The sequence below is a fragment of the Pelagibius sp. genome (assembly GCF_965249265.1).
Lineage (GTDB): Bacteria > Pseudomonadota > Alphaproteobacteria > Kiloniellales > Kiloniellaceae > Pelagibius.
In genome coordinates this window covers 3,062,405-3,077,613 of sequence record NZ_OZ252224.1, presented here as the reverse complement: position 1 = coordinate 3,077,613, position 15,209 = coordinate 3,062,405, and the positions used below count along the sequence as shown (strand labels likewise).

The 15,209-nt window shown below is 64.5% G+C and carries 13 protein-coding genes and 1 pseudogene; 7 read left to right on the top strand and 7 right to left on the bottom strand.

All coding sequences use genetic code 11. From position 1 onward, the window contains the following. Nucleotides 1-3: 3 nt before the first annotated feature. The 4 genes and pseudogenes from ACP146_RS14630 to ACP146_RS14615 all read left to right on the top strand — a co-directional run bounded on the left by ACP146_RS14630 (nt 4) and on the right by ACP146_RS14615 (nt 6,404). The gene (locus ACP146_RS14630) at nt 4-1,341 is read left to right on the top strand and encodes an MFS transporter (RefSeq protein WP_422367487.1); all 1,338 of its coding nucleotides are present in this window, start codon (nt 4-6) and stop codon (nt 1,339-1,341) included. 84 nt (nt 1,342-1,425) lie between these two features. After that, nucleotides 1,426-1,830 (top strand): annotated as a pseudogene (gene cueR / locus ACP146_RS14625) (Cu(I)-responsive transcriptional regulator); the annotation flags it as partial. 218 nt (nt 1,831-2,048) lie between these two features. Then, nucleotides 2,049-3,242 (top strand): efflux RND transporter periplasmic adaptor subunit, encoded by a 1,194-nt coding sequence (locus tag ACP146_RS14620; RefSeq protein ID WP_425032775.1) that lies wholly within the window; start codon nt 2,049-2,051, stop codon nt 3,240-3,242. A 3-nt stretch (nt 3,243-3,245) separates the two neighbouring features. Further along, the gene (locus ACP146_RS14615; protein WP_422367485.1) at nt 3,246-6,404 is read left to right on the top strand and encodes an efflux RND transporter permease subunit; all 3,159 of its coding nucleotides are present in this window, start codon (nt 3,246-3,248) and stop codon (nt 6,402-6,404) included. Here the strand turns inward: ACP146_RS14615 and ACP146_RS14610 are convergent. Next, nucleotides 6,329-7,072 carry a GMC family oxidoreductase gene (locus ACP146_RS14610; protein ID WP_422367484.1) on the bottom strand — a complete coding sequence of 248 codons (744 nt, stop codon included), beginning with the start codon at nt 7,070-7,072 and terminating at the stop codon, nt 6,329-6,331. The two genes, ACP146_RS14615 and ACP146_RS14610, sit on opposite strands and share 76 nt — an antisense overlap. A 251-nt stretch (nt 7,073-7,323) precedes the next feature. Between ACP146_RS14610 and ACP146_RS14605 the strand changes: the two genes are divergently transcribed. Beyond that, a complete protein-coding gene (locus ACP146_RS14605; RefSeq protein ID WP_422367483.1) occupies nt 7,324-8,322 on the top strand; it encodes a helix-turn-helix domain-containing protein in 999 nt (332 codons plus the stop codon). Between the two features lie 13 nt (nt 8,323-8,335). On the opposite strand, the gene pcaF is transcribed toward ACP146_RS14605, so the two are convergent. From pcaF to ACP146_RS14585, 4 genes are read right to left on the bottom strand one after another with little or no spacing between them, the layout of a single operon-like run. Further along, nucleotides 8,336-9,529 carry a 3-oxoadipyl-CoA thiolase gene (pcaF, locus tag ACP146_RS14600; protein ID WP_422367482.1) on the bottom strand — a complete coding sequence of 398 codons (1,194 nt, stop codon included), beginning with the start codon at nt 9,527-9,529 and terminating at the stop codon, nt 8,336-8,338. Nucleotides 9,530-9,531: 2 nt separating this feature from the next. After that, nucleotides 9,532-10,218, bottom strand: a complete 687-nt coding sequence (locus ACP146_RS14595) for a 3-oxoacid CoA-transferase subunit B (RefSeq protein ID WP_422367481.1) — start codon at nt 10,216-10,218, stop codon at nt 9,532-9,534. Next, the gene (locus tag ACP146_RS14590; RefSeq protein WP_422367480.1) at nt 10,215-10,922 is read right to left on the bottom strand and encodes a 3-oxoacid CoA-transferase subunit A; all 708 of its coding nucleotides are present in this window, start codon (nt 10,920-10,922) and stop codon (nt 10,215-10,217) included. The genes ACP146_RS14595 and ACP146_RS14590 overlap by 4 nt, the downstream gene beginning before the upstream one ends. A 2-nt stretch (nt 10,923-10,924) precedes the next feature. Further along, complete coding sequence (locus ACP146_RS14585; protein ID WP_422367479.1) at nt 10,925-11,260, bottom strand: hypothetical protein; 336 nt, start codon at nt 11,258-11,260, stop codon at nt 10,925-10,927. Nucleotides 11,261-11,362: 102 nt separating this feature from the next. Between ACP146_RS14585 and ACP146_RS14580 the strand changes: the two genes are divergently transcribed. After that, on the top strand, nt 11,363-12,121 hold the full coding sequence (locus ACP146_RS14580) for an IclR family transcriptional regulator domain-containing protein (protein ID WP_422367478.1): 759 nt from the start codon (nt 11,363-11,365) through the stop codon (nt 12,119-12,121). Between the two features lie 13 nt (nt 12,122-12,134). On the opposite strand, the gene ACP146_RS14575 is transcribed toward ACP146_RS14580, so the two are convergent. Beyond that, nucleotides 12,135-12,587 carry a MarR family winged helix-turn-helix transcriptional regulator gene (locus tag ACP146_RS14575; RefSeq protein WP_422367477.1) on the bottom strand — a complete coding sequence of 151 codons (453 nt, stop codon included), beginning with the start codon at nt 12,585-12,587 and terminating at the stop codon, nt 12,135-12,137. A 70-nt stretch (nt 12,588-12,657) separates the two neighbouring features. Next, nucleotides 12,658-13,632 carry an AraC family transcriptional regulator gene (locus ACP146_RS14570; protein ID WP_422367476.1) on the bottom strand — a complete coding sequence of 325 codons (975 nt, stop codon included), beginning with the start codon at nt 13,630-13,632 and terminating at the stop codon, nt 12,658-12,660. A gap of 208 nt (nt 13,633-13,840) precedes the next feature. Between ACP146_RS14570 and ACP146_RS14565 the strand changes: the two genes are divergently transcribed. Then, entirely contained in the window at nt 13,841-15,208 is a 1,368-nt protein-coding gene (locus tag ACP146_RS14565) for an aminotransferase class III-fold pyridoxal phosphate-dependent enzyme (protein ID WP_422367475.1), read from the top strand. Nucleotide 15,209: the final 1 nt, after the last annotated feature.

Sequence of the window (15,209 nt, the reverse complement as noted above, 5' to 3'; positions counted from 1 at the left end):
GCCATGCTCAGTGTTCTGAAAAACCGCACTTATCGCCATCTGTTTGCCGCGCAGGTTGTCGCGCTTGTCGGCACCGGCCTCGCGACCGTGGCGCTGGGGCTTTTGGCCTGGGAACTGGCCGGCGGCGACGCCGGTCAGGTGCTGGGCACGGCGCTGGCGATCAAAATGATCGCTTATGTGACGCTGTCGCCGGTGGCGCAGGCCTTCGCCGACCGGGTTCCCCGGCGCATCCTGCTCGTGACGCTCAACCTGATCCGGGCGGGCGTCGCTGCGGCGCTGCCCTTCGTCACCGAAATCTGGCAGATTTACGGGCTGATCTTTCTGCTTCAGGCGGCATCGGCGGGCTTCACCCCGGCCTTTCAGGCGACCATTCCGGACGTGCTGCCGGACGAGGAAGACTACACCAAGGCGCTGTCGCTGTCGCGGCTCGCCTATGATCTGGAAAGCCTCCTGTCTCCCATGTTGGCGGCAGCGCTTTTGACGGTGGTGAGCTTTCCCGTGCTGTTCGGCGGCACCGTGATCGGTTTTGTCGCCTCGGCGCTGCTGGTGCTGTCGGTGGCGCTGCCCTGGCCAAAGCCCGACAAGGAGCACGATTTTTGGACACGCATCACCCGCGGCACCCGCATCTATTTGGCGACGCCGCGGCTGAGGGCGCTGCTTGCGCTGTCCTTCTCCGCCGCCGCGGCTGGCGCCATGGTGATCGTCAACACGGTGGTTCTGGTGCGCCAGGACCTTGGGCTGACCGATGAGGCGCTGGCGCTAACGCTTGCCGCCTTCGGCGCGGGCTCGATGGTCGCAGCGCTCGGTCTGCCGCGCCTTCTGGAGAAGCAGAGCGACCGGCGCGTCATGGTGATCGGCACGGCAGGCATGACGCTGGCGATGGCCGCCATGGGCGCAGCAGGCGCGCTCTATGGGTTGCGGTGGGGCTGGCTCTTGGCAGCCTGGTTCCTCGCCGGCGTGGGCTATTCGGCGGCGATCACGCCATCCGGACGGCTCTTGCGCCGCTCGGGCCATGCAGAGGATCGCCCCGCGCTGTTCGCCGCACAGTTCGCCCTGTCCCATGCCTGTTTCCTGATCACCTATCCGCTGGCCGGCTGGCTTCAAGCGGCCCATGGCAGCGTGACGGCGATGCTGACGCTTGCCGCACTCAGCGCCGTCGGACTGGTGGCCGGTATGCTGCTCTGGCCGCGTCATGACGCAGTCGAAATCGCTCACCACCATGATGATCTGCCAACTGATCATCCGCACATCGCCGAGGGGTCTCGCCACAGCCACGCTTACGTGATCGATGATTTGCACACGCGCTGGCCGGTGGACAGGGAAACGGCGCGCGCTGTTTAGGTCATGTGAGGAAATCACCCGGAGGTGCCTGAGCTCGCATGAGGTTGAGGAACATAGGATGTAAATAAAGACTGGAGACATAAAATGAACATCGGAGAGGCCGCGAAATCTTCGGGCGTCTCGGCGAAAATGATTCGATATTATGAGAGCATTGGTCTCATATCAAAGGCCATACGAACGGAAGCCGGCTACCGCGTCTATCGCGACAGCGAGGTTCATACGCTGCAGTTCATCAGGCGATCGCGCGATCTCGGCTTCTCGGTCAAGACCATCGCTCAGCTTCTTGCTTTGTGGCAGGATCAAGACCGCGCCAGCGCCGATGTAAAGGCGCTCGCGCTCGCGCATGTCGACGCGCTTTATGCGAAGATCGTCGAACTGGAAGCCATGGCCGAGACGCTAAAGCATCTGGCGAAACACTGCCACGGCGACGACCGGCCCGACTGCCCGATCCTCGACGATCTTGCCCGGACCGCCAAGCCTGCATCAACCGCACGCGCCGCCGTTAAGCGCAGGCCATTGGCGACGCCGCCAGGCAACGGAACACGGACCGCCCCTAACTGCCGGTCAAAATGTGACAGCAGCGATCGCCGGAGATGGACGTTTTCTGACGGAGACGCGCCTTCCAACCCCCTTGACCTTGTCACGATGGGAAGCCGCAGTCTGCGGGTAAACCGCCATAGAGGATGGCGAGATTGACGAGGTTTTTTATGGAGCGGGCGCAATGGCAAGGGGTCGTGACCGGTCATCTGGCGCTGCTCGCCGGCGCGGCGATGCTTTGGTCGATGATCGTTCCGAACGTAACGACTGCTCAAGACGGTGCGCCGCCCGCTGCGATGGAAGCGCCCATTGCGACGGTCGTCGTCCGCCGTATGGCCGAGACCGCCGAGTTCATCGGCTACCTGCAAGCCGTGGAACATGTGGAGATCCGTCCCCGGATCAGCGGCCATATCGACTCCATCCATTTCACCGAGGGCGCCATTGTCGAGGCGGGCGCGCTGTTGTTTCAGATCGATCCGCGCCCCTATGAAATCGCCGCCGCGCAGGCCCGCGCCGATCTGGCGCAGACGCGCGAACAGCTCGCCCTGGCCGAAATTCAATATGAGCGGGCGCGGACACTGGTGGCGCGCAACGCCGTTTCACGCCGCAGCTACGACGAAGCCGCATCGCGTCGCCGCACGCTGGAGGCGGAAGCCCGGAACAGGCAGGCCGCGGTGCGCGCCGCCGAACTTGACCTCGCCTATACGCAGGTTACCGCGCCGGTCGCGGGGCGCGTCGGCCGCGCCCTCATCACGAAAGGCAACCTCGTCACGAGAGAGACCGGCGGCGCGTCGCTCCTGACGACGCTCGTCTCTGTCGATCCGATGCATGTGTTGTTCGATGTGGACGAACGGGTCTATCTGCGCGCGCTCAACACCGCGCGCGGGACCGCAACAGCGCCGGACGGCGTCAGTGTTTCGGTGCAGCTCATGGGCGAAGATGGCTTCCCCCATCGCGGGCGCCTGGATTTCATCGACAATCAGGTCCAGTCGGGCACTGGCACGGTGCGAGTGCGCGCCGTGCTGCCCAATCCCGACGGCCGCCTGACACCGGGCCTGTTCGCCCGCGTGCGGCTCGATCTGAGCGCGCCGCGCGAGACCTTGCTGGTGGCCGAGCGCGCCATCGGCGCCGATCAGGGCCGACACTTCGTCCTGGTGCTGAACGGCGACAACATCGTCGAATACCGACCCGTCATCCTCGGCCCGCGTATCAAGGGACTTCGGACTGTCCGAGAAGGGCTGGCGGCGGACGACCGCGTCGTCGTCGGCGCGTTGCACCGCATCCGGCCGGGCCAAGCGGTGGCCCCGGTGAGCGTCGACGTAGGCGTGACCGGCGCCACCCCCGACGACGATGTGGGAGGCTGACCGGTGGGTATTCCTCAGTACTTTATCGACCGCCCGATCTTTGCCATCGTGATCGCGGTGCTGATCGTCGTCGCCGGTGCGCTGAGCCTCCTGCGGCTGCCTCTGACGGAGTATCCGCAGGTCGCGCCGCCGACCGTGGTGGTGACCGCGAGCTATCCCGGCGCCAGCCCCGAGATCATCGCCGAAACCGTCGCCGCGCCGCTGGAACAGGAAATCACCGGCGTCGAGGGTCTTATCTACATGTCCTCGCAATCGACCGCCGACGGTCGCATGACGCTGACGCTGACATTCGCGCAAGGGATCGATCCGGACCGGGCTGAAGTGCAGGTGCAGAACCGGGTCGCCCGCGCGCTGCCGCGGTTGCCGCCGGAAACGCAGGCGCTGGGCGTCGTGACGGAAAAGACCTCGCCCGACGTCCTCATGGTCGTGCACATGCTTTCCGAAAGCGGCGCCTACGATCCATTGTTCGTCTCGAACTTTGCGCTGTTGCAGGTGCGCGACGCCTTGCTTCGCCTCGACGGCGTCGGCCAAGTCAACGCCTGGGGCGCCGGGGAATACGCCATGCGCATCTGGCTCGATCCGGATCGGGCGGCGGCGCGCGGACTGACCGCCGGAGACATCGTCGCGGTGATCCGGGTGCAGAATGTCCAGGTGGCGGCGGGTGCGCTCGGCCAGCGACCGCAATCCGACAGCGCCTTTCAGATGACGGTCAATGCGCCGGGACGTCTGGCTGACGCCGAGGCGTTCGGCGACATCATCGTGCGGGTCGGCGACGCAGGGCAGACGACGCGGCTGCGCGACATCGCCCGCATCGAACTCGCCGCCGACGGCTATGCGCGCGGCAGCCTGCTCGACAACCGGGCGGCCGTCGCCATGCAGATCATCCAGACGCCGGGCAGCAGCGCCCTCGAAGTCTCCGCCGACGTGCGCCGCGCCATGGCCGACCTCTCGGCAAGCTTTCCCGAAGGCGTCGACTACGAGATCGCCTACGATCCGACCGTGTTCGTGCGCGCCTCGATCAACGGCGTCGTCGTCACCTTGTTTCAGGCCATGGCGCTGGTCGCGCTTGTGGTGGTCCTGTTTCTGAGGAACTGGCGCGCGGCCATCATTCCGCTCGCCGACGTGCCCGTGTCGATCATCGGCGCGCTCGCGGTGATGCATCTGCTCGGCTTCACGCTGAACACGCTGTCGCTGTTCGGACTGGTCCTGTCCATTGGCATCGTGGTCGATAACGCCATCGTCGTGGTCGAAAACGTCCAACGTCACATCGCCCGCGGCCTCGGCCCGAAGGACGCCGCGCGCACCGCTATGACGGAGGTCACCAGTCCGATCGTGGCGAGCACGGCGGTCCTCGTGGCGGTCTTGGCGCCGACGGTTTTTCTGGGTGAGTTGACCGGACAGTTTTACCGGCAATTCGCGTTGGTGATCGCGATCTCGACCGTTCTGTCAATGGTGAACTCGCTGATCCTTAGCCCGGCGCTGGCGGCGGCGTTGCTACGTCCTGATAAAGGCGCTGCGGAGACACGCCCGCGACGCGGATTTGGACGGCTCGCCGGCGCGCTTTCCGGCGTCTTTTCCTGGAGCGCAGTCGGTTATGTCCGTGGCGTCGCAGAAGCAATCCGCTTTCGCGGCGTCGTTCTCGTCCTCTATGCCGGGTTGCTGGCGCTGACAGCGGTCGGCCTCGGCCGCGTGCCCCTCGGCTTCGTCCCGGCCCAGGACAAGTCCTATCTGGTCGGCATCGCCCAGCTTCCCGACGCCGCCTCGCTCGACCGCACCGAAGGAATGGTTCAGCGCATGACCGACATTGCGCTCGCCGATCCGGGCGTCGCCAATGTGGTGGCGTTTCCCGGCGTCTCCATCAACGGGCTCGTCAACAGCAGCAACGCCGCCGTCGTCTTTGCCGTGCTCGCGCCGTTCGAGGATCGCCGCACGCCGGATCTCGCGGCGGGCGCCGTGGCCATGCGGCTCAATCAGCACTATGCGGCGCTCGATGATGGTTTCGCCGCGGTGTTTCCGCCGCCGCCGGTGACCGGCCTCGGTTCGATGGGCGGGTTCAAGCTGATGGTGCAGGACCGCGCCGGGCTCGGGCCGGAAGCTCTGCACGAGGCGACCGGCGCCCTGATCGCACGCGCCGCGCAAGCGCCCGAGGTGACGGGGCTCTTGACGAGCTTTCAGGTCGGCGCGCCGCAGATCGGCGTTGAGATCGATCACGCCATGGTTCGTTCGCGCGGCGTCGCGCTGAGCGATCTCAACGAAACCCTGCAAGTCTATCTCGGCTCGCTCTATGTGAACGACTTCAACCTGTTCGGGCGCAGCTACCGCGTCATCGCCCAGGCCGACGCGCCGTTCCGCATGGACGCGAGCGCCATCGACCGGCTTCGAACCCGCAACGCCGACGGCGAGATGACGCCGCTCGCCTCGCTGGTCGCGGTTTCCGATACGGTCGGGCCGGACCGGATCATGCGCTATAACGGGTTCCTCGCCGCCGACATCACCGGCGCCGCCGCGCCGGGATACAGTTCCGGCGAGGCGCTGGCGGCGATGCAGCGTCTGGCCGGCGAGGTCCTGCCGCCCGGCATGACCTTCGAGTGGACGGAACTCGCCTATCAACAGCAATTGGCGGGCGATACCGGGTGGATGGTCTTTCCCTTGGCCGTGCTGCTGGCGTTCCTGATCCTGGCCGCGCTTTACAACAGTTGGGGCCTGCCGGCGGCGGTCATTCTCACGGTTCCGCTCAGTCTGCTCGGCGCGATCCTGCCCGCATGGCTGACGGGCGGCGACAACAACATCTTTACCCAGATCGGATTGGTCGTTCTGGTCGGCCTCGCGGCCAAGAACGCGATCCTGATCGTCGAGTTCGCGCGGGCTCGGGAGGATGAAGGACAGTCGCCGGTCGAAGCGGCGCTCGAAGCCTGCCGGCTGCGGCTGCGGCCGATCCTAATGACCTCGATCTCCTTCATCGCCGGCGTCCTGCCGCTGGTACTGGCGACCGGCGCCGGCGCGGAAATGCGTCAGGCGATGGGCAGCGCCGTGTTCACCGGCATGATCGGCGTCACCGTCTTCGGGTTGCTGTTCACGCCCGTCCTCTATGTGCTGGTCAGAACCGCCATTCGACCGAGGCAATCCACCAAGACCGTGACAAGCGCAGACGTTGTGACGTAGCAGTTAATTGTAAGAATGCTACACTTTGCGAAAACCGCCGCATTCTTACAATTAACTGCTACGTCACACCGCGTGTTGAACTGGATGTAGCTGATGCCATCGGGGGCATCGCCGTTGTAGTCGGGGTTGAAGGGGATACCGGCCTGACCCGCCGCATTTATCAGCGCGGGATGAAGCGGGTGGCGGTCGTGATCGGTGGTCACATGCAGCGGCCCGCCGGTGGCGTGGTGCTCATCCGCGCCGCCATCGAAATCCTCGGACATGAGGAAGAAGGGGCGCAAGCTGTCCCAGTCCCAGCCGTGGCATCCTGCCATCGCCCAGCCATCGTAATCCTGCCGCACGCCGCGCACATAGATCATGCCGTTCATGGCCGAGGAGCCGCCCAGAACCTTGCCGCGCGGCCAGTAGATCCGGCGCCCGGCGGCGTGGGTCTGGGGCGTGGTTTCATATTGCCAATCGTAGTCGGAATGCCAGATCTCGATCGTGCGGAGCGGGGTTTCGACCATGCCCGAGGTGTCGCCGTGACCGGCTTCGAGCAGGAGGACCGAGACATTCGGATCCTCGCTCAGCCGCGCGGCGAGCACGCAGCCCGCGCTGCCCGCGCCGCATATGACGTAGTCGAAGGTTGCCCCGTCCACGGACGGAGCCTGAGCCGTAGCTTGTGTCATCGTTCATCCTACCGGCGGTCCGTCTGGTGGGGCCTTTGCCGGATTTGTCCTGTTGTGTTCGATGACGATCTTGGCAGCGGTCCCGGTGCCCGAAAGCCGGATTCGGCAATGGATGGACATATCCGGCAGAAAAGGTAATATTCACACAAATTGACGCCTGCGCGAACGGGTGACCTGCCGAGTTTCAGGGCGATGCGCCTATCGTTTCCGCGAGAATTGGAGCTGCAAGGATGCTGCCAGGACAGTCAGACATGTTGCATGGAGCGCCGGGACGTCCCGCCGGCAGCACACTGCTTGCCGGGTTTCCGCAGGTGCGTGCCCGCGATCTGGCCGCGGCGCATGGTCATGTCACGCAGCATTTCGGTCAGCACCAGATTTCCAAGTCCACGCGGAGTGCGGATCTGCGGTTTGCGCATCGCCATGCGCGGCTTGGGGATGTGTCGTTCAACACCCTGACCTATGGCGCGGATGTGGATGCGCAGGTGGATTGGACCGGGCGGCCCTATTTCCTGATGATGGTACCGCTGGCGGGTCAGGCCGAGATCTTCCAGGGCGGCCGGCGCAGCGAGGTGTCGCTTGGCGATTTCGTGATCATCGACCCGCGCGAGCAGTTCGACCTGCATCTGGATGCCGGGCAGAGCAACCTGACCGTGGCGATCCCTACCGAGACGCTGAAGCGTGCCCTGGCGGCGCGCGGGGACGGGGGGCTGGGCATCGGCAGTCCGGGGCGGCTGGCGTTTTCGCATGGCGCGCAGGCGATTGACGGCGCGGGCGCGGTGTTGATGCGGTTCACGGATTTCCTGTGCGGCGAGCTGGAGCAGATGCAGACCGGGGGCATGGCGGCGCAGTTGGCCGGAGCGCTTGAGGCATCGTTCCTGCACCTGTTCCTGCAAGCCACGCTGGAGCCGGGGGCCGAGCCGCAGCGGGTGGTGCCCCGATCGGTGCGCATCGCGCAGCGCCATATGCGCGCCCATCTCAAGGAACCCATCGCGACCGAGGCCGTGGCGCAGGCGGCGGGGGTGTCGCAGCGGACCCTGCGGGCGCATTTCGCCGAGGCCTGCGGCACATCGCCGGGGCGCTGGCTGTTGGATCAGCGGCTGGCCGAGGCGCGGCGGGATCTGGAGCGCGGAGACACCAGCGTGACCGAGGTTGCGCTGCGCTATGCCTTTGGCAACGTCGGGCGGTTTTCTCAGGCCTATCGGCAGGTCTTTGGCGAATATCCGTCGCAGACCCTGCCGGACCGGCACTAGGCGCGGTGGCCCGTCAGAGTTTTTCCAGCGCGACGGCGATCCCCTGACCGACCCCGATACACATGGTGGACAGGCTTTTCTCGCCCGGTTTCAGGTCGAGCATCGCCGAGCCGGTGATCCGTGCGCCGGACATGCCCAGCGGATGACCCAGGGCGATCGCGCCGCCGTTAGGGTTCACGCGGGGGTCGTCGTCGGGGATGCCGAGATCGCGCAGGGTGGCCAGGCCCTGAGAGGCGAAGGCCTCGTTCAACTCGATCACGGCAAAGTCGTCCGGGGTCAGCCCGAGCCGTTCCATCAGCTTTCGCGAGGCGGGCGCGGGGCCGAAACCCATGATGCGCGGCGGGACCCCGGCGGTCGCGCCGCCCAGCACGCGGGCGAGGGGGGTCAGGCCGTGTTGTTTCACCGCCGCTTCGGAGGCGAGGATCAGTGCCGCCGCGCCGTCGTTCACGCCCGAGGCATTGCCCGCCGTGATCGTGCCGTCGGCGCGCACGATGGGTTTGAGCGCCGCGAGCTTGCCGGCGGAGGTGGCGCGGGGGTGTTCGTCGGTCTCGACCACGGTGTCGCCCTTGCGGGTCCTGATCGTCACCGGGGTGGTTTCGCGGGCGAACCGCCCCGAAGCCTGGGCCGCTGCTGCCTTGTCCTGCGAGCGCAGGGCAAAGGCGTCCTGATCGGCGCGGCTGATAGCAAAGTCGTTGGCCACGTTCTCGGCCGTTTCCGGCATGGAGTCGACGCCATATTGTGCCTCCATCAGCGGATTGACGAAGCGCCAGCCGATAGTCGTGTCATGGACCTCGTTTGCGCGGGAAAAGGCCGTTGCCGCCTTGGGCATGACGAAAGGCGCGCGTGACATGCTTTCGACACCGCCCGCGATGGCAAGGCCAATCTCACCCGCCTTGATCGCCCTCGCTGCGGTCAGGATGGCATCCATCCCCGACCCGCACAGCCGGTTGATCGTCGTTCCAGGAACGCTGTCGGGATAGCCCGCCAGCAGCAGGGACATACGTGCGACGTTGCGGTTGTCTTCGCCCGCCTGGTTGGCACAGCCAAAGATAACCTCGTCAATCGCTGCGGGGTCCAGCCCCGGATTGCGTTCCAACAGCGCCCTCAAGGGCACCGCGCCAAGGTCATCAACCCGAACCGCTGATAGCGCACCGCCATAACGCCCAATCGGCGTACGGATGTAGTCGCAGATATATACGTCGGTCATTTTCACACCTCCGGCACAATCAGGTCGGCAACGGCACCCTCGGTTGCCAACTCCGCGCCCGTAACCGCTTGCAAGTCACTCATTGAGATTGCCGCCAGTTTTTCCCGCAAGACAAAGCGCCCGTCTTTGACATCCACGACCGCAAGCGACGTGTAGACCCGCGTCACGCAGCCAACGCCGGTTAACGGCAGGGTGCAGCGTTCCAGCAGCTTTGGTACGCCTGTCTTGGTGACGTGGTCGGTGACAACGGCGACGCGCTTGGCCCCATGAACAAGGTCCATCGCCCCGCCCACGGCCGGAACGCTACCCTTGCCCGTCGACCAGTTTGCAAGATCGCCATTTTGTGCAACCTCGTAGGCCCCCAGGACGGCCAGGTCCAGATGTCCGCCGCGCACCATGGCAAAGCTGTCCGCATGGTGAAAGAAGGACGCGCCGGGCTTCAGCGTGATCGCCTTCTTGCCCGCATTGATAAGGTCCCAATCTTCTTCGCCCGGCTCCGGTGCCCGGCCGAAGCCCAGCACACCGTTTTCCGTGTGATAGGTTACATCGCGGCCCTCGGGCTGGAACTTGGCGATCATCTCCGGAAAGCCGATGCCAAGATTCACATAGGCACCATCCTCGATGTCCTGAGCCGCGCGCCAGGCGATCTGAGCATTGCTCAACTTGATGTTAGTCAGGTTCAGGCTCATGGGTAAACGGCCTCCTGCCGGTTGAGAGTTTCCTCTTGGGCGGGCGTCTTAACCTCGACCAGCCCGTCGACAAAGATGCCGGGTGTCACGACCCCCTCCGGGTCGATCTCGCCCGGGGCAACGACCCTGGACACCTGCGCGATTGTCGTGCTCGCCGCCATGGCCATCAGCGGGTTGAAGTTGCGCGCCGCCATCCGGTAGCTCAGATTTCCCAGCCGGTCACCCAGCTCGGCTTTGATCAGCGCGAAATCGGCCTTCAACCAACGCTCCTGCACATACATCTTGCCATCGAATTCTTCGACGGGTTTGCCCTTGGCTAGGTCAGTTCCGTAGGTTGTCGGCGTGTAGAAGGCAGGAATGCCTGCCCCGCCCGCACGCATGCGTTCGGCCAGCGTTCCCTGCGGCACGATCTCCAGTTCGATCCCGCCCGCCAAGTAGAGGTCTGTGAACACCTTCGGGTCCGCCGAGCGCGGGAAAGAGCAGATCAACCTGGCCACCTGCCCCTGCTCGATCAGTGCGGCTAGACCCACATGGCCGTTGCCCGCATTATTGTTGATGACGGTCAGGTTCTTGGCGCCATGGTCGATCAGCGCGTGGATCATCTCGATCGGGGCGCCCGATCCACCGAACCCGCCGATCATGACGGTGGCCCCATCGGGAATGGCGCTGACGGCTTTAGACAGGGTTGCGATGGTCTTGTCCATGGTCAGTCCTTGAGTGAAAGGTATGTCTGTTGGTCGAACCCGATGGCCCGGACCGCCACCTTGTTGTCGAGAGCTGATTCAAGGAGCGCCCGAAAAGCCACGCAGGCACCTTCCACCATGTCGCGCGTCCGTCCTTCGCGCGAGATATAGAACATATCCATATTCGCGACCGGCTGATCGGGCAGACCCATCACCGGGATCACCACGATCTGACAGGCCGAAGCGGGCACGCCCATCTTCTCGCAGATCAACTGGCGCAGGGGGTCAAGCACCTCCAACACCTTGTGTCTTTGCTCGGCCAAGGTCGCCTCTTCCACTTGGATCTTAACGTTGGGCATGTCATTCTCCTTTTGACCGTGCTTCGGGCATCGGGCCGCACTCGATCAAGGCATTTTGTGCGCATCTTGACATTTGTTCGCATAGCGCCGATTTTGGTTCGCATGGCGAACGAAAAAGATATCGTCGGTGCTTTTGCCAAGGGGTTGCGGGTGCTGGAATGCTTCGGCGCCGAATCATCGCGGCTGGCAGTCGCCGACGTCGCGGACCGGACGGGCTATGATCGGGCCTCGGCACGACGCAGCCTTCTGACGCTGTATCACCTTGCCTATGCGTCTTACGACGGCAAGTATTTCAGCCTGACGCCGCGCGTGCTGCGGTTGGGTCTTGCGGCGCTGGCCGCGCTGCCCTTGCCGCAGATCGTGCAGCCGTGGCTGGACCAGCTGTCGGACCAGATCGGGCAGAGCTGCTCTGTCGCTATCCTTGACGAGACGGAGATCGTCTATATCGCCCGCGCGGCGCAAAGGCGGGTCATGTCCATCGGCCTGATGCCCGGATCGCGCCTTCCGGCGCATTGCACGTCGATGGGGCGCGTGTTGCTGGCCGCGCTGCCCGAGGCAGAGGCACGGGCACTTGTGGAGCGGTCCGACCTGACGCCGCGCACTGCCCGCAGCCTGACGAACCCCGCAGAGATCATGTCCGAGATTGCGAAGGTGCGCGCCCGGGGCCATGCTGTCATCGACCAGGAGGTGGAGATCGGGTTGCGATCGCTTGCGGTGCCGCTGGAGAACAGCCGCGGGCAGGTAGTTGCGGCGCTGAATACCGGCGTGTCTGCGGGGCAGGAGCCGCTGGAGACAATGGAAGACAGGTTTCTGGAACCGCTGCGGCGGACACAGGCCGGGTTGGCGCGTGTCCTGAGCTGAAGGCGGGCCGCGCTTAGAGTTTCTTCAACGTCTCAAGCAGTTCGGACATCAGCTTGTTCATTTCCCGTACGCGGGCCGGGTCGATCCCGGCAAAGGCCTGGTCGTAGATCGCGCGGGCCTCGACCAGCGCCACCTTGCGCAGGCGGTCGCCCTTGTCGGTCAGGCAGACTTCGGTGACGCGGCCATCGGTGGGCCGGACGCGAGTGGCGACCAGTTCATCCTTGATCATCCGCTGAATGACCTTGGTCGTCGTGTTCAGTTTCTGTGCGGAATAGTCGGCGATTTCAGACACGGAGAGGTGCTGATCTTCGTAAAGGCTTACGAGCGCGCGCCAGCGCGGGATGTCCAGCCCGATCAGGCGGATGCGCCGGTCGAGCGCATCGGCATAAGCGGCGTTGATCTGGCTGATCCAGTAGAAAGGCCAGTCGGCCTTGAGGTGTTTGGGGTCGTCTATGATCAATTTCATAAGGCCGGTCTGATTTATTTCAGGGAAGGGTAACGCCAAGTCGGCGGGGATGGAACGTGAATTTGAATGTTTATGATCTGGCGACGCGCCGGACCGAGGGCGATTCCCCTGTCCAGTCACGCCAGGCCCGCCAGAATGCTGTGGGATCCGCATAGCCGAGCGCCTGCGCAACCTGACCAACGCGGGCACCGGGCTGCGCCAGAAGGCGAGCGGCGCGATCATAGCGCACCTCTTGAAGAAGCTTACGCAGGCTAGTGCCTTCGGCGACAAGACGGCGTTGCAGTGTGCGGGCGCCGAGATGAAGCGCGGCGGCGACGCGATTGAGCGTTATGGCCGAGATCCCGAGATTGGTTTCGATTACCGCGCGGGCGGCAGAGCTTGTGTCCTGAATCGGCGTCACCTCTCCGATCAGGTCGCGAACATGGCGTTCGAGCGTCGCGAGCAGGCCCTGATCTTCTTGCCGCATGACACGGGTGGCATCGGCTCGAGCAATGATCATGCGATTGATCGGCTGGGAATAGAGTACAGGCGCGCGAAACAGCCGTTTCATCGGTTGCGGATCTGAGGGGGCGGGATGCTCCAGATGGACTTCAAGCGGCGCAAAGCGGGCCCAGAAATTGTCGCGGATCACGCTTGTGACCGAGGCCAGCGAAAATTCCGCATCCTGTCTGCGCGGCCAGATGGACCCGTCGGAAATCCGGTAGGAAAAGACGAACTGGTCCTGATCCTCGACCCACTGGCTTTGCGTGCCGCCCTGAAGCGCGTCGGCATAGCGGGCGATCCGGGTCATGCCGCGGTCGATGTTGGCCGACAGGGACAGGACGATCCCCACGGGCCCCATATCCGGCGCCGTCAGCCCGGACCCGAACCGCGCGCCTAGGAAGGGATCGCGCGCCATGTCCGAGGCCGCTTCGAGGAAGGCGACGAACAGGGGCAGGGGGATCGCGCCATAGGGGTCGGTCAGCTGCGCGGCACTGATGCCGATCCGGTTCAGAAGCGGCTGCGCAGACCGGCCCTGGGCCTCGAATCGCTCGATCAGGGCCATGAGGAAAGAGGCCCGGACCGAGGTGAGTGCCGCCTCTCGCGGGGCGCCCCTTGCGGTGTATTTTTGCGGTAACTTTACCATTACGTCGTCATTTATCGGATTTATGACGCATTGCGCAATGGAAATCACAGGGCAATGGGCCGCACTCTCATCAAAAGGCTCAGAAAGGGGGCGACGGCACCCCTCGCGCCAACACAGGGAGATCCGAATGCTCGACCGCGACAACTTTCTGCGCGCTCATAACGCGCTCCATCAGTTTCACCCGATGATCCACCCGGTCATCAGTTCGGACCATCCGCCGCAGATCATAACCGGATCGGATGGCTGTTATGTGATGGATATCGACGGCAACCGGCTGGTCGACGGCTTGGGCGGTCTGTGGAACGTCAATGTCGGGCACAACCGTCCCGAGGTGAAGAAGGCGATCATCGAGCAGATGGACCGCATCAGCTATTATTCGTCCTTCGCCGGGACTGCCACCGCACCTTCGATCGAACTGTCGGCCAAGATTTGCGAGATGGCGGCCGAGGAAGAGATCAGCAAGGTGATGTTCTCGGCCAACGGGTCGGACGCTGTGGAGACCGCGTTGAAATTGTCACGCCAGTACTGGCACCTGGTGGGCCAGCCGACGCGGACCAAGTTTCTGTCGCTGAAGCAGGGCTATCACGGCGTGCATTTCGGCGGACTGTCGGTGAACGGCGCGCCCTACTACCGCAATGTCTACGAACCGCTGCTGGGCGGCTGCTTCCAGATCGACAGCCCCTGGACCTATCGTAACCCCTATTCCGAAGATCCTGAGGAGTTGGCCGATGCGGTCATCACCCAGATAGAACGCACGATTCTGGCGCAGGGCCCGCAGACCGTCGCGGCCTTCATCGCCGAGCCGGTGCAGGGTGCGGGCGGGGTCATCGTGCCGCCGGCCAGCTTCTGGCCGAAACTGCGCGCGGTGCTCGACAAGTACGAGGTGCTGCTGATCTCGGACGAAGTCGTGACCGGCTTTGGCCGCTCGGGCTCGATGTTCGGTGCGCGGGGCTGGGGCGTGAAGCCCGACATCATGTGCTTCGCCAAGGGCATTTCCTCGGGCTACATCCCGCTTGGCGCGACCGCGCTGAACAAGCGTGTGGCGGATGCCTGGTATCAGGGGTTCAGCCCCGAAGGCATCATCATGCATGGCTATACCTCGACCGGGCATCCGGTTGGGTGTGCGGCTGCGCTGGTCTGCCTCGACATTGTCGAAAGCGAGGACCTGCCCGACAACGCGGCCCGCATGGGTCAGCGCCTGCTGGACGGGCTGAAGCCGCTGGCCGAAAGTTGTTCCATCGTCGGCGAGGTGCGCGGCAAGGGCCTGATGGTCGGCCTCGACTTCGTGTCGGACAAGGAAACCCGAGAGCAGATGGATCCCGGCAATGGCATCGTGGAACGCCTCGCGGCCTATGCCCGCGAAGAAGGGGCCATCGTGCGTCCCGCCGGGTCGGTCATCATTCTATCGCCGCCGCTGGTGATCCAGGAGGCCGAGATCGACATCATCGTGAACGCGCTGACCAAAGCCTGCGCGCGGTTTGAGGCGGAGCAATAAG

Excerpts from the sequence above, each read along its gene's own strand:
- ACP146_RS14630 (WP_422367487.1), top strand. The coding sequence starts at position 4 with ATGCTCAGTGTTCTGAAAAACCGCACTTATCGCCATCTGTTTGCCGCG.
- ACP146_RS14620 (WP_425032775.1), top strand. The coding sequence starts at position 2,049 with ATGGAGCGGGCGCAATGGCAAGGGGTCGTGACCGGTCATCTGGCGCTG.
- ACP146_RS14610 (WP_422367484.1), bottom strand. The coding sequence starts at position 7,072 with ATGACACAAGCTACGGCTCAGGCTCCGTCCGTGGACGGGGCAACCTTC.
- ACP146_RS14605 (WP_422367483.1), top strand. The coding sequence starts at position 7,324 with ATGTTGCATGGAGCGCCGGGACGTCCCGCCGGCAGCACACTGCTTGCC.
- pcaF (WP_422367482.1), bottom strand. The coding sequence starts at position 9,529 with ATGACCGACGTATATATCTGCGACTACATCCGTACGCCGATTGGGCGT.
- ACP146_RS14595 (WP_422367481.1), bottom strand. The coding sequence starts at position 10,218 with ATGAGCCTGAACCTGACTAACATCAAGTTGAGCAATGCTCAGATCGCC.
- ACP146_RS14590 (WP_422367480.1), bottom strand. The coding sequence starts at position 10,922 with ATGGACAAGACCATCGCAACCCTGTCTAAAGCCGTCAGCGCCATTCCC.
- ACP146_RS14585 (WP_422367479.1), bottom strand. The coding sequence starts at position 11,260 with ATGCCCAACGTTAAGATCCAAGTGGAAGAGGCGACCTTGGCCGAGCAA.
- ACP146_RS14580 (WP_422367478.1), top strand. The coding sequence starts at position 11,363 with ATGGCGAACGAAAAAGATATCGTCGGTGCTTTTGCCAAGGGGTTGCGG.
- ACP146_RS14575 (WP_422367477.1), bottom strand. The coding sequence starts at position 12,587 with ATGAAATTGATCATAGACGACCCCAAACACCTCAAGGCCGACTGGCCT.
- ACP146_RS14570 (WP_422367476.1), bottom strand. The coding sequence starts at position 13,632 with ATGGCCCTGATCGAGCGATTCGAGGCCCAGGGCCGGTCTGCGCAGCCG.
- ACP146_RS14565 (WP_422367475.1), top strand. The coding sequence starts at position 13,841 with ATGCTCGACCGCGACAACTTTCTGCGCGCTCATAACGCGCTCCATCAG.